The sequence below is a fragment of the Aeromonas caviae genome, assembly GCF_000819785.1.
Lineage (GTDB): Bacteria > Pseudomonadota > Gammaproteobacteria > Enterobacterales > Aeromonadaceae > Aeromonas > Aeromonas caviae.
In genome coordinates, this window is the sequence record NZ_CDBK01000005.1 from 1 (window position 1) to 14268 (window position 14268).

A 14268-nucleotide genomic window follows, 5' to 3' on the forward strand; every position below is an offset into this window, starting at 1 on the left:
TGAATACCATCTCCATACACGCAGATCAGCAAAGATCAGGCCGTACAACATGTGGCCAAGGTGGCAAATGAAACATCTGTCACAACCAAATCCTCCGCCATCAAAGGAGAGGAGATGTTGACCACCGTCGTCTCCACTTCGGACAATATTGTCAGGCAGATGGAACATGCCAGCACCTTGATGAGCAAGCTCCACGCTCAATCCCAGAATATCACCGCCATCGTATCCACCATCAGCAGCATTGCAGACCAGACCAACCTGCTCGCGCTCAATGCCGCCATCGAAGCGGCGAGAGCCGGCGAACAAGGCAGAGGCTTTGCCGTCGTGGCCGATGAAGTTCGTCAACTGGCGGCAAGAACCTCCCTATCGACCAACGAAATAGCCAATGTCGTCAGCCAGAATCAGCAGCTCACCAGGCAGGTCAGCGAGCAGATCCAGTCCGCGGCAGACGGTGCCATCCACGGGCAAAAGCAGATCGATGACGTTGCAAAAGTGATGGAGGAGATAAGACACGGAGCAGAAGAGGTGTCGACCATCATCTCGGAACTCTAGATAAATCAGGGAAGCACTCAGGAGCCTGCCATCGAGCAGGCTCTTTGATGTTCACACCAGGGGTCGCAGCTTGGCACGTGCAGATTCAAGAGATGAACCGGCTCTTCAGGTCGCTGCCATTCTGGCAGTCAATTGACTAGAAACAAAAAGGCCACTATTGCTAGTGGCCTTAGTAACTCTTTGATTTTAATGGTGCCCGAGGCCGGAATCGAACCGGCACGACGCGAACGTCGAGGGATTTTAAATCAAAGAGATTCGTTTGCATCTTATTGCATGAAATAGCAAGCAGATGGAGCGAGTAACACCGCAAGTTCGCAACAAATCGCACCCCGTCATAGAACATCGCATACCGCTTATCACAGAATTCGCAAAGATACGCCGCCGTGTTGGTCTTGCCCCCGATCTGATAATCTCTGAGCCTTCGCATTTGCAATCGTTTCAGTCGGAGTCCCCCATGGCAGCCTATTCCCCTCCCTTCACCCTGACCCACGCCATGTTGAGCAGGGTGGCGGAGATCGCAGAATTGGTGGGGCAATGGCGCTCGACGCAGAGCTCGCAAGTGCCCATGCTGCGCCGGGAAAACCGGATCCGCACCATCCAGGCATCCCTGGCTATCGAGCACAACACCCTGAGCCTGGATCAAGTCACGGCAGTGATCGACGGCAAACCTGTACTGGGATTACCCCGTGAGATCCAAGAGGTGCGCAATGCCTTTGCCGCTTATGAAACAATGTCGGCTTGGGCCCCTACCTCTTCTGCAGATTTGCTCAGGGCCCATGGACGTTTGATGCACGGGTTATGCGATGACGCAGGGCAATGGCGTAGCAGTGGCGTCGGCATCTATCGAGGTGAGCAATTAGTGCATATGGCTCCCCCCGCGACTCAGGTTCCGCGTCTGATGGAACAACTGATGCAATGGTTGGCAGAAACAGAGGCCCATCCCTTGATCGCCTCTTGTGCCTTGCACTACGAGTTGGAGTTTATCCACCCCTTTTCCGATGGAAATGGCCGTATGGGACGCTTGTGGCAAACGGTGATCTTGAGCCGTTGGCAACCAGTGATGGCCTTCCTGCCGGTGGAAGCGATCATCAAAGAGCGCCAAGAGCACTACTACCACCAATTAAGTCAGGCCGACAGGCTGAGTGACTGCACCGATTTTATTCTGTTTCTGCTAGAGGCGCTGCGAGATGCGTTGGCAGAAGCGATTACCGCACAGCCGACATCTCAGCCCACCCCGCCAGAAAAAGTGAGGGTAGAAACGCCGGTAGAAATGAAGGTAGAAATGCGGGCAAAAACACCGGATGCAGTGTTGGCGCTCTTAGCGAGCGAGCCTGCCCTGACCCTGACACAAGTAGCCGAGCGGATAGGCAGATCGACCAGCACGGTGGAGCGAGCAGCTGCCGCATTGGTTAAAGCGGGGCGATTGCGCTTTGTTGGTCCGCGCAAGGGGGGGCATTGGGAAGTGTTGTCATAGGACGGCCACCGAGTGTGTTACTACCGCCGCCCAGCTTCCGGGTCGCATCAGTAAACATACAACCAGCCAAGTAAACCCAATCGCAACGAACCCCATTTGCGCACAAAGGGGGCGCAGTAACTCTCTGTTTTATCTCACTAACACCACAAGGTGTAAGATCTCCATTGGGGATAATCAGATACTGTGATACTTGCCCCACATCCCAATGGATAGACTCCTATAGGTCAGCTAACCTGACCTCACCACATCCCCAAAAGACGCATGAAATGGAATTCTCGTCGCTCGCGGTATCTGTTCTGGCAACTACTGGCTTGTTCTTGGGCCCAATATTCTTATCTGTCGGGATCATCTTGTTAATAAGAAAAAGGCTTCGCTCACATAGGGTCAGCCCGTTGACCGCCGACCTGCTCAGGCCCGCCGGTCACACCCTGCAACAGCAAATCCAGGACCTGCAGATAGACCTCTTTTCCCAAATGCTATTCACGCCATTGACCATGATGATGATCGGGTTCTACCTCTTGTTACAGAGCTACATCGATAAGAGGGCTATGAGCACGACTGTGATGCTGATTTCCGGGATCGTGATGCTGGGTATCTTTATCTATGGCACAACCAAAACTTACAAAATGGCCAACAAGGTTCAACACCTCAAGCTGGGTTACTCCTGTGAACTGGCAGTGGGTCAGGAGCTGGACCAAATCGTTAGGCCCCAACAGCACCCCTATAGGGTTTACCACGATATCCCGTTTGATGGATTCAACATCGACCATTTGATCATCTGCCCTAACGGGGTCTTTGTCATCGAGACTAAGGGTCGCTCCAAACCCATCAACAATGGAGAAAAACAGTTCAAGGTTCGGGTCGAAAATGATGCGCTTCACTTCCCAAACCATGTTGAAAAAGCGCCGCTCGAACAGGTCCGCCGTAACGTCACCACTGTGCGTAACTGGCTCAACAGTGCAACTGGGACCGAAGTCCCGGTAGGTGGCGTTCTGGTTCTACCTGGCTGGTTTGTGGATTTACGCCAGAAGATCACCTTCCCCTACATCGTCAGTGCCGCTGCACTCCCCAAGCAACTCCCCCAATTTAGGGCTGGCTCACTTGAACTGGCCCAGATCCAGGCCATCGCGCACCAGGTAGAGCAAAAAGTACGGGACGTTGCCAAGGCTGGCTAAGAGATCTTCATTGCCAACTGATATTCCATCAGTCAGCAAGTCTATCCCGCCATCCTTGAATGCCCCTCAGTTTGAGGCTCTTGGGGTATAGAGGAATACAGGGGGATTCGCAGCGATGAAATTGAAGTCACCCATTGCAGGCAAAAAGCCAGCGGCGCTATTGTACTAATTCTTTTTTGCACAAGGAGTGTGCTCGATGTCTATCTCGCCCATGGATCTCGCAACTTATTACGGTGTCGATGACATTCCTGCTGCCCTATCGATAGGCGATAACCTCCATAGTTTGCTCGTAGCCATATTCAGGAATGAGCCTCTGACTTCGCCCCGCTACGACATTCTAGCCAGCTACGATCTCAACGCCTTGAGGGGTTTTATCAACGGCGATATGACTCTCCCTGAGTTCAGACGCCAATCTGCGGTAGAACAAGAGCTGCGCCGTTCTAAATCTCTTTACTATAAGGGCCGAAAGATTGTGCATCGCTACCAACCTTCAATCACGAAGCCCTTGGCTGCTCAGCAAGACGACAAACCTAATATAGAGAAGACTAGTCAAAATCCCACTTGGGATTACCTGCAGAAATTCCGGATCAAAAATGGTCTGGCCGATGGCCAGAATTCTGTGTCCCTCCCCCCGCATGAACTGGCCAAACAATTCTGGGTGGATGATATCACCAGTGCGATCACGGGCGGTGCCAGGTTGCACAGCCTCCTTGTCGCTGCCGGACAAGGCGCGACGATATCAGCAGCAAACAGACAATTTCTCTTGAACAGGGGGTTGAATGCCTTGCTGCGCTTCTTGACCGGTGAGCTATCCCAAGAGCAGTTCGACAAAAACGGGAAAGCGGAACAGGAGCAACGAAACGAGCTTGCACAACAGAAACAACGCGAGATCGCCGTTCAGAAGGCTGTAGATGAAGAACGTTATAAAGCCGAGCAGAAAGCCCGAAGTGTGCGACTTGAGGCTGAGCGGATTCAGCGTGAGAGTGACCCCAAGTACATCGCACGGATGAAGAACCAAGCACTCAGGGAGAAGTATGGTGTAACTGGATATGTCGAATCACATCACCTCAAACAGCTCATGGCAATCCTTCTCAAGCTGGATGCAGGTACACGGCTACTGGAGACTGAAACCATCTGGCTCAAGAGCAATGGCCGTGAGTTCGAGACAAAAGAGATTCTGCATACCTACAACCGACTCGAAGCGGATCACTGGCTAGCGGAGTACCGCAACAGCAAGAACCCATGGAGTGCAGTCAATGCCAGCGGACACTTGCGTAAATGCGCAGCATCGAATGAGGCGATTGCGCTGCTGAGTGCCATCCCAGCCAAGAGGCAGGGTCAGCCAAAGCTGAAATCCGCCATTCTCACCACGCATGGTGGTGCGATGCGTGACCGTGGCGAACATACTGCAGCATTGAACATGGGCGCTGAAGCTCACCGCCTTCAACCCAACAACTTTCGCCCCTGCACACTACTTGGTGCAGTCTGTATCGAGCTTGGCAACATTAGTGAGGGACATGAGTGGTATTGCAAGGCGGAAGCCAGAGGCGCTGGCCGTGACAGCATTATGTCGGATGTCAGGTCGCTTCTTACCCGGATGACAGCCGATAAGCGTGAAGCAGTTATCGCAGAGCTGTTGCGCATTCATCCCGAACAGTATCGATGGCTAACTAAGTGGCGTCAGGCCAAGGCGTAACTGACATTATTGCTAGCAAACCGAGAGTGAATCGCAACCCGTTACAGCTGGGAAGTGTCTACATCACTGGTGGCGATTCACCCCACATCAACCAACTCTCTACATGAGGAGTCACCATGCCACATAAAACCCCGCTGCTCTCTGCTTTGACCTGTGCCGTCAGTCTCATTGCCTCACCCGCCATTGCCGCAAATACGGGCTTTAAAACCCTGACTGTCGGCCTACCCATCACCACGCTCCAAGCGGTCAACGATGGTCTGATACGCTACGACTGGCGCAGTGACATTGATGAAGAATTTCGCGGCAAACCCAAGGCAGGCGAGGGATTCTTAGGACGACCAACTACGGGTGAGTATTACTATGCAGTCTACCAACATAAAGTGTTCTCCTTCGGCGGTACCCAGGCATCGTACCAAGACGACTCCGTTGCTTCTGTCAGACAGGCTAAGGCAGACTTTGAGGAATTAGTCAGTCAGGCGACCAATACCTTGAAAGTCAAGCCAGTGATCATCCGCACAGTGAAGGATAAATCGGTACCGTTTTTTGAATGTGTAACCGACAGCATGTGTGGTAATTACAGCGCAACCTACACCATTGGTGCCAACGAGGTCTCGATCAAATTGATGCAAGACCGTGATGCAGAGAACGGTGGCCGCCAGCTCAACGCGGGAATGCGCGAGATCCTTAAGTAAAATGCTGCTTCTGAATCGCCCCGGCTTCGCTAGACACTTTTGAGCCGTTCGGAATATTGCTTCTCACACTCTTCTGGCGGATCCACACCAACACAATGATGGGATACCGCCAGCAGAAGCCGAAAAGCGGCTTAACTATGTGTCCGGATTTAGTTGACCACTACAAAATGACTTTGAAAGTTATCATTGCGATACCTAGGCTGCATTTCGTTTTCGTTGAGATTCATTGCTTAACGCCGCCTGTAATTGTTTCTGAAGCGCGGCCACGTTGACCTGAACCTCTCGCATTGTGCGCTTTGGCTCGGCGCAATGATACAGACATAACAGCGCCAGGGAGCCAACCAGGGGGATAATCACATAACAATGCTGGAGCAGAACGGCGTTAACCGGGTAGACGAACTCCTGTAACCGGATGATGAACTCCAACCCCAGCGAAAATGCTCTGCCGCTATTGAGGGTAGTTGCCGCGGAGAAGGTCTGATATGCCTTGGCTTCGACCAGGGGATTAGCTGCATAATACAGAGCCGACACCCCCGTTGAGACCAGGGCTATAGCTGCGGTCATGGCTTTCAAGGTGCGAGCCTTGCTCTGCTCATCGAGCAAACTGCGGAAGATCAAGGTGGTGAGCTTCATCATGTGGCCAAACCCCCCGAGCAGCGACAACAGCAGGGCCAGCGGAACAACTACCAGGGTCTTGACCGCGGAATCGGCCTTCTCAGCCAGCGGTCCCGGCCCCACGAATCGAGCGGTGGACGAATCCACCTGCGCTTGTAGCCTGGCGATGATGCTGTTTGCTATTGGGCGGTACACCTGGCGCTCGATGTCAGCAAACTCCGTCACAAGCGGGATCCGCCTAATTCCGTCTACTCCCAGCTGCTCGCGCACCGCGGCCTGTACCGGTTTGAGCAGCATGAACGATTCGATTGTCACGTAGCGACTGGGATTGCTGATCCCCATCGAGTCGCCCAGAGCCTTCCAGGTGTCACGATAGGCTTTCTGCCGCACCACAGCCTCGAAAGTCTTGCGATCGGTAGGGCGCCAGTTATTCGGCACTGGCACCCCAGCCTCGCGCACCTTTTGACGTACCTGGGCAAATTTAGAGGACGGGACCTGGTAAGGGCGGGCGTGTTTGGTGAACAGGTTAGTAAACCCCGCACGTTTTAGCTGGAACAGATAGTCATCCCAAGCGTCTGTGGCTGCTTGCTTCAATGCCTCCGGGCTAGTCCTTACAACGGCCTTGTTATAGGCGCGGGTATATTCCATATAGCGTTCTTCCACCCCCCGAACGATCTGGGGCCAAGTGTCATTGTTGAACTGGGCTGGAGACCCCAGGCATTTGGTCCGATCATCGAGGGCGTCGCAGGGCTTGGTCACGCTGATGGAGATCGCCTTTTTCAGCAGCAGGGTCATCTCGTCCTGGACATTGGGGTAGTTGAACGCCAATGCCGGGAAGATGGCAACGAATGCCATTACGGATGACTTGTGCTCCAGCACCTCCGGGGTATGGATGCTGCGTAAGTTCAGGGTGCCATTCGAGAGGCTACGGCCCGCCAGGGTCAGCAAAAAGGCGCCTTTTCTCGCTTCAGCGGTAGCAAACTCGGTCTGAATCCGATGGTCGATGAACGCGTCCTGCGCTTTATGGTTCAGACCCGTGAACAAGAGTACCAGCCCGAACGACCAAAGGATCCGACGGGAGGGTCGTATGTGCTGTTTGTCGATGAACATCCCGATGAACAGCAGCGAGATGGCCACCCCCGTCAGCAGCCGCCCGACGTTTTCGAGCTGGTTGATCTCATCCAGGGTTGCCTCCCGGCTGCATAGCTCCAGCAGGCTTGCACTGAACGCCAATTCGCACAACAGATAGAGCAGGGTGAGCCAAAACAGTTTTGTGCCAAGCAGCGCCTTAAAGCGCCATGTTATTGCTCCCATGTCACCACTTCCTGGGTGGTCTGGCTGGAGACCTTCTTAATCTCAATGGTGCCAGGCTGATAGGTTGCCTGGCGAATGACCGCAGGGGTGCTGGTGGCCGGTCTGGTCTTGGCTGCCGGGGTGCGTTTGCGTGATGCCGTTGCCGTCTGCTTGGGACGCGCTGGCGAGCTCTGGCGAGCTGTCTTTGTTTCGGTAGGGGTTGCCACTGGCCGCTGGTATCGGTATTCAGCAAATTTGGCCTGGCGCACGTCGAATGCGTAAAGCGAGTCGCTTTTCCCTGCAGGGTCTTCAAACATGATGTATTGCCCATTACGGGTTACGGTGTTCTTGGTGTACGGCTGGCATCCTGGGAACGGGTGGATTACGGTTTGGCGGTCGTCGTACCACACAGCCCATTGCGCTGTGGGGCAGTTGGCGCTGGTCCCGCGCACGACGACAAGCCCCGTCCGTGCAGATGTGTCGATAAAGTTTTCGAGCGAGCTGAATCCGGTCATCCCCCGGATGAGATCGCCGATGGTCATGTACGCCGTGGTGATGTCATAGGTGCCATCTAATCTGTTGCGACGAACCTTCCCGAGGTAGGGGCGATCCCCACTGAGAGCGAACGACCCTACGGACTCATAACTCGCGAAACTGGCCAGCGGCCCAACGATAGGTATTACGGCGTTGCCTTGTGTCGAGCACCCGGTCATTAAGAGACCGGTGACGACGATGGCGGGTAACGTTGCTTTCTTCACTACTCACTCCCTTCAGTGCTGCTCCAGGAGCAACAACAACCTATCCAAGCCCACCAAGAAAAAATGGCTGAATCACCCCAAGTTCACTAAACACTTTTCAGCCTTACCATGAAGCGATGACTGGAGGGTTATGGCCCTGATTCACTCCTGAGTGAACTTCAATTACCCAAGGCGAGAAATGCACTATCCGACGCAAACCATGAGCAATGTGCATTTCTTATGGTGCGTAACCATTTGATTTATATGCAAATCATCGATAGGTGTAACAACACTATTGGGGATATACACATAACCCTGTATATACCCCCACCAGAGAATTTCATTTAACCCGGTTGTACTTCAAGACGCGCCTGCTCTTCCAATACGTCTAGCCGTGCTAGAAGCGCTTTCAGGGGGATCTCTCGGTTAAACCACCAGTCAGTCGACCAAATACGGTGAATATTCCAGCCTAAACCTTCAAGCACCATTTGGCGCAAGCGATCTCGATCACGAGCACTCGGTGCGGAATGATAAGTAGCGCCATCGCACTCTACTCCCAGCAAAAATTTTCCTGGAGCATGAGGATTGACTACAGCCAGATCGATTCGATAACCGGATACACCAACTTGTGGCACAACACGCCACCCACGGTTACGCAAGGCGTCAATGACCTGATATTCAAAAGGACTGTCAGGTTCCCGCCCAGTTGGTATGGCTTGTTCAGTCAAAACACGGGCGCCATGCAAAGCGAAGTCCAGATAGGCTTTTAGATCTGCCACCCCCCTGGCATTAGTGCGCGATAGATCAATGTCCTCTGGCCGTAGGCTTGAGAATATCTTGACTTTGTGTCGAGCACGGGTAACAGCCACGTTAAGGCGGCGATGGCCCCCTTCCTTGTTCATTGGACCGAAATTCATACTCAACTTTCCACTTGCATCCTTAGCAAAGGTAATTGAGAACAAGATGATGTCACGCTCATCACCCTGAACATTCTCCAAATTCTTGATGAAGAGTTCTTCTGAGCCAGCCTGTGCAATAGCCTCATCCAGTTGCCGATTCGCAAGGCGCCGCTGATCCATTAGTTTCTCTATCAGAGCCTGTTGAGTAGAGTTAAAGGTAATGACTCCAATGGAGAACTTCTTACCAGCACCTGAGAGATAGTGCTGCTCGATCTCATCAACGATCTTGGCAGCTTCAATTTTGTTTGTGCGCGACTTGCCGGGCTCATATATCCCTTTCGAATCAACAAACTCCACAGAGTTATCCGTTTCCACGGGACTTGGGAAAGTAACTAAATCCGACCCGTAATACTGGTGGTTACTGAATGTAATCAACCCTTCGTTACGTGAACGATAGTGCCAAGCCAACCGAGACAACGGCATGCCACAGGACAAACATTCATCCAGAATAGATTCCATCTCGATGAGACTTTCATCATCAAAGTTTCCAGAGGCATCCGAAGCACTAAAGAAGTTGGTCGGAGGTAGCTGTTTAGGATCACCAACACAAATCAATTGCTTACCGCGTGATATTGCACCAACAGCGTCCCACGTCGGTATCTGCGAGGCTTCATCAAATATAACTACATCGAACATCTGAGTGCTCGTGTCTAGATACTGTGCAACGGACTGAGGTGACATCAGTAAACAGGGTTTTAAGCGTGGCAGCACTGCGGAGGATTTTTTAAGTACCTCTCTTATCGGACGATGCATCTTCTGCTTCTGCGCTTCATGGCGCAAAAACCCTATTTCCCCTTTCAAGTCACCCGTCAATTCTGACCCAGTTGGAATCTTGCCGCGCAACTTGGCCTGTACATACTGGACGGTGAGTTTCTGGAAACGCTCATCAGCCTTTTGGAACTCTGCAATTTTATGGGCTTGTGATGCACCAGAAAAGTTCGCGAGCAACGGCTCTCTATCCAAAATGCACTTTAGCCACCAGCTAGCATAAGACACCACAAAATGTTCTTTAAGATCAGCAAGATCTACTGCACCTTGCTCGACCTGCTCAATCAAGCCCTGCAATCCAAGTAACAAAGCCTTCGCACGGGAGTCATTCCAGACACACCATGGTTGGATTTCCTGTTTATGTGACTGCCACTGAGCATTCATTGAACGTATGCAACCCAGTAAGCCCACTTTGGCCGAGCCCCCCAAAAATTCGCTATTACCAGTGAGCTCCCTAAGGCTGGTAAACAGCGCTATGAACTCCGAATATGAATTCCTGTAAGCCTGGGCCACGTTATAGAGCCGCCCACCTGGTCTAAAGGACTCATTTTGATCAGAAAGCAGCACTCGAAGCGAACTTCGAGCGGCGTCTAACTGCTCTATCTGTGCGTCAAAGGCTTTTTGCACAGATAAAGCCAGATCATCCATCCAGCGAAGGTAGGCTGCCGCCTCACTCCAGTCGGTATTCTCGGCCTTAAAAACGGCTCCTAAGCAACTTAACCCGATTGCAGCATTTTCGTGAAGGTACTGATCCTCTACATTTAATTTGGCCAGATTATCAAGGAACGCGTCCATCTCCTCATCAGCAACGCGCGACTTATCAAGGCTAAAAAGTCTAATCTGATTAGAAACCTTCCGCTTAGTAAACCATTTCTTGGGCCACCAATCTTGGGATGCCGCTCTCCATTGAAGTTTTAACGGCGCGGCTTTTAGCGTTTTTAGTTCCGCGTCGTAATTCTTGAAAAATGACCATAGGGCGGTACGCTGCTCGCCATGCCGGATAAGTTCGCCCAATTTCTTACGTTCTTGCGTGCTGAACGCTTGACTAGCTGACTCCATTGGCACCTGTGAAACATTAAGTAAAGCAGCGGCAAGTTCATCAATGGACTGCAACTGATCCAAGCTCGCTTGATTAGCCTCGATTTTTACGAGCGCGGAGAAATCCTGCAAGCTGGCCTCGATATCGCTCACTTGCTCAACGGATTGCTTAGCCGTTTGCAATAGGCTGTCCTGCCAAGTAGGAGTCCAAGTTGTCTTCTTTACTTCATTGAGCGGGTGAGTCGATATTTTGGAAAGGCGTGTAGCCAACGCTGCCAAATCACCCACAAAATCTTCCAGACTGCATTTTTCCTTGTAGTCATGTGTCTCTGGGTCAGTCCAATCAAAGCGAGCTGGTTCTTTGCCGCTCACTAACGTCCAGCCCATAGCTTCGTACACTGTCAAACCGTTTCTATGTGTCTGATGTAACACCCTAACCAAGGCATTCAGTTCGTTTCTCAGCGCAGCCAACCGCTCTGCCTCGTACTCCCAATCAGCAACGAGTTTGTTGTCCGCGCATTCGAGCACCTGCACAAACTGCTTGGAAATCTCTGATTTCTTCGCTTTAGTCGAATGCAGCTCTAGGCAGAACTCAGCCAACCCAATGTCTGTTAATCGGTTGTGTACTACCTCCAACGCAGCCATTTTCTCAGCTACAAAGAGCACAGTCTTACCATTGGCCAGGAAATGAGATATAAGGTTGGTAATAGTCTGAGACTTGCCCGTTCCTGGCGGTCCCTCAACGACCATGTTTCGACCCTTTTCGGCTGTGCAGATGACAGCCAATTGAGACGAGTCAGCCAACAATGGTGTGTACAAAGATTGAGGTGAGAAGTCGCGATCCAAATCCTCAGGCCTGATCGCTTTTGTGTCATCCTGAAAATTTTCACCGTGATGGTTAACCAAATGGTCTACCACCTTATTTTTGAGTAAATCCTGAGAGTTTTTGGATAAATCTCTCCACATGAGGTACTTAGCAAAAGAATACAATCCAAGATAAGAGTCCTCGATGACTTCAAAACCTTTCAGGTCCTCAACTTTCTTCCTTAATGTCGCAAAAATCTTGTCTACGTCTACACCGGAATCATCATTGGGAAGTTGCCCGTCGAGATACGGTAAAGAGATGTCAAATGTTATTGCCAGCTTTTGTAAGAGTGTGGGGTTAAAAATTGTTTCCTCATCCAAACGTTCTAATCGGATGCCGGAGCCTACCGCACCGCGCTTCAATTTCACTGGAACTAGGAGAATTGGCGCCTTCAATACAGTCTCGGCTTCTGGGGTTTCTTTCCAGCATAAAGTACCCAACGCAATATATAGGCTGTTGGACCCGGTCTCATCTAAGGAATTTTTAGCCTCACGGAATATAACAGTGGCGTAGTCCTGCAGTTTTTCTTTTTCTACATCAAAACAGATTTCTTTTTTTGGTAGGGCCGATTTAGCATATTGCTCAGCCGAGGTCATGCCGTATTCGGCTTTAAATTCTTCCTCACTTCGGGGGTCGCCCATGTCAGCCATTGAACGTTTGGCTACGAGCTTGAATTCACCACCTGCTGCCAATGCGTCTTCAAGATCCCCCGCATCATGAGTCACTACTTTTAGGAATTTTTTGCTGGGTTTGAAATTCAGTAGACGATTTCGTAAAGTCAGATCTAGTAGTTTGGACTTCCAGTTTGCCATACGACCTTCCGGAGTGTTGTCAGTCACTACGTTTTCGGTGGTTATGACTCCTGGATCTAATGGCGGCAATTCTGGGACATCTTCAATAATTGGTCCCGCTGGTGAAAAATTCTCACCATAGTCGACAGTGCCTTTGCCTAGCGCAGCAATAGCACGCATCGGGCGAATGTGATTCTGGCGAGCCCGCTTGATGTCAATCGCGTATTCAAAAGTGTGCTCCTGGGCTTCTTCCAGATAATTTGCTGCATCGGCAATAGCCTTTTTCATAGAAGCAGCCTGAGGAATCACAGTGGTCTCAAGCGTGAGAAATTCTCCGGAAGCAATTCTCTTTCTCACATCTTGAGCACAGTCTTCTACCGGGTTGGAAAAATACGAATCAACTAACCAGACCCCAACCCAAGCATGGCCTTCCTTGACCAAAATTACCGGGTTCAAACCCGCTTGTTCCAGACAAGCCGCCAAAAGTACGCTGGAATCCAGACAGGTCATCATTTTACCATCGAGGATCTGGGCAGTAGTCCGAATTTTCTGTCCTGTTCGTTCGAAAGAGGCAGGTGGCGGTGCGTAATGGAACCCCATGTTTGCTAGAGTTTGGTAAATTGCATTTACCTGTTTCCAGACATGCTCACGGTTTTTACTCTGATATCCATTCATGCTCAAGCCTGTGGATGACTTAAGCAAAGAAGATGCGGCTGACAGTATGCGATCAACTTCTATAGGCGTGGGTTGAACATGTGCAGCCAATAGCTCTGGTAAACCCAGTGTTGCTCCCCACTCGTTACGAGCTAATACACGGATCGGTTCGTTGTGAACCAAAGCTTCTTCGCCTTCTTTAGACACGGTAATTATGATATTACCGGACTCAGCCTCATCCAAATCGAATAGATAGTCGTGGTTTAGCGAGAGTTTTAGTTGAACTGAGTTGAAGGTTCGAGACTCTTCAGCACCGAAGATATCAAAGGTGAAACGCTTGGGTTCAAAAAATGCCGGATTGACACTTATCTGAAAATCCACCTGTCTGAACGACTGTTCGCTTTTGTTGCGGATAATTAAACGCTGAATTAGTGGGATATTATTTTGAGCTGCGGCGTAATTTACTATCTTTGCCGCTTCAATTGAAATCTCAAATGAATTACTAAATAAAGTGTCTGAGGACTGCACCTCCGTATTAACCACAACACCTTCATTTGGTATATTCTCGGATGTATCACTCATTCACTATTTCCTTATATCGCAATCAGAGACAAACCATATCACTCGAAACCGTGTTACCAAACAAACACAAAAACCCTCCATAAAGAAAGGGAATGGTTGTGGGGTCTACCATAACGGACAACCCGTTGTATAGACAATCTAAATTAACACATCTTTCTTATTGTGCGCTGTGGCTCACCGGGTGGTTAAAAAACATACATGGTGGATTTAGTTCCTCCTGAACACAAACGACCATCGTTGCCCGCTCAACCGCTTCTCGCCGGTTGATAACAAAACCCCTCTACTGATGACAAAAGCCCATCGCCGATGATGGGTTTTGCGAAAAACTGCCTGCCATCCCATTCGTCACGCCGTGTCGCGGCCTGTTTGGATAATCC

The 14268-nt window shown here is 50.9% G+C and carries 7 protein-coding genes and 1 pseudogene; 5 read left to right on the forward strand and 3 right to left on the reverse strand.

Annotated elements, in window-relative coordinates; genetic code table 11:
* Positions 1-117 precede the first annotated feature (117 nt).
* The 5 genes and pseudogenes from BN1120_RS00785 to BN1120_RS00805 form a co-directional block, all read left to right on the forward strand.
* Positions 118-552, forward strand: a pseudogene (locus tag BN1120_RS00785) (methyl-accepting chemotaxis protein); the annotation flags it as partial.
* Between the two features lie 454 nt (positions 553-1006).
* Positions 1007-2026 carry a Fic family protein gene (locus tag BN1120_RS00790; RefSeq protein ID WP_042014306.1) on the forward strand — a complete coding sequence of 340 codons (1020 nt, stop codon included), beginning with the start codon at positions 1007-1009 and terminating at the stop codon, positions 2024-2026.
* A gap of 392 nt (positions 2027-2418) precedes the next feature.
* Complete coding sequence (locus BN1120_RS00795) at positions 2419-3201, forward strand: nuclease-related domain-containing protein (RefSeq protein ID WP_231959449.1); 783 nt, start codon at positions 2419-2421, stop codon at positions 3199-3201.
* Positions 3202-3397: 196 nt separating this feature from the next.
* Positions 3398-4897: a hypothetical protein gene (locus tag BN1120_RS00800; RefSeq protein ID WP_231959447.1), complete on the forward strand. Its 1500-nt coding sequence runs from the start codon at positions 3398-3400 to the stop codon at positions 4895-4897.
* A 116-nt stretch (positions 4898-5013) separates the two neighbouring features.
* Positions 5014-5589: a hypothetical protein gene (locus BN1120_RS00805; RefSeq protein WP_025201459.1), complete on the forward strand. Its 576-nt coding sequence runs from the start codon at positions 5014-5016 to the stop codon at positions 5587-5589.
* 195 nt (positions 5590-5784) lie between these two features.
* Here the strand turns inward: BN1120_RS00805 and BN1120_RS00810 are convergent, their stop codons facing one another.
* From BN1120_RS00810 to BN1120_RS00820, 3 genes are all read right to left on the reverse strand, one after another.
* Complete coding sequence (locus BN1120_RS00810; RefSeq protein ID WP_042014309.1) at positions 5785-7518, reverse strand: hypothetical protein; 1734 nt, start codon at positions 7516-7518, stop codon at positions 5785-5787.
* A complete protein-coding gene (locus BN1120_RS00815; protein ID WP_042014310.1) occupies positions 7506-8255 on the reverse strand; it encodes a hypothetical protein in 750 nt (249 codons plus the stop codon). The genes BN1120_RS00810 and BN1120_RS00815 overlap by 13 nt, the downstream gene beginning before the upstream one ends.
* Positions 8256-8578: 323 nt before the next feature.
* Positions 8579-13891 carry a DUF4011 domain-containing protein gene (locus BN1120_RS00820; protein WP_052455390.1) on the reverse strand — a complete coding sequence of 1771 codons (5313 nt, stop codon included), beginning with the start codon at positions 13889-13891 and terminating at the stop codon, positions 8579-8581.
* Between the last annotated feature and the right edge of the window lie 377 nt (positions 13892-14268).

Excerpts from the sequence above, each read along its gene's own strand:
- BN1120_RS00810 (WP_042014309.1), bottom strand. The coding sequence starts at position 7,518 with ATGGGAGCAATAACATGGCGCTTTAAGGCGCTGCTTGGCACAAAACTG.
- BN1120_RS00820 (WP_052455390.1), bottom strand. The coding sequence starts at position 13,891 with ATGAGTGATACATCCGAGAATATACCAAATGAAGGTGTTGTGGTTAAT.
- BN1120_RS00790 (WP_042014306.1), top strand. The coding sequence starts at position 1,007 with ATGGCAGCCTATTCCCCTCCCTTCACCCTGACCCACGCCATGTTGAGC.
- BN1120_RS00805 (WP_025201459.1), top strand. The coding sequence starts at position 5,014 with ATGCCACATAAAACCCCGCTGCTCTCTGCTTTGACCTGTGCCGTCAGT.
- BN1120_RS00800 (WP_231959447.1), top strand. The coding sequence starts at position 3,398 with ATGTCTATCTCGCCCATGGATCTCGCAACTTATTACGGTGTCGATGAC.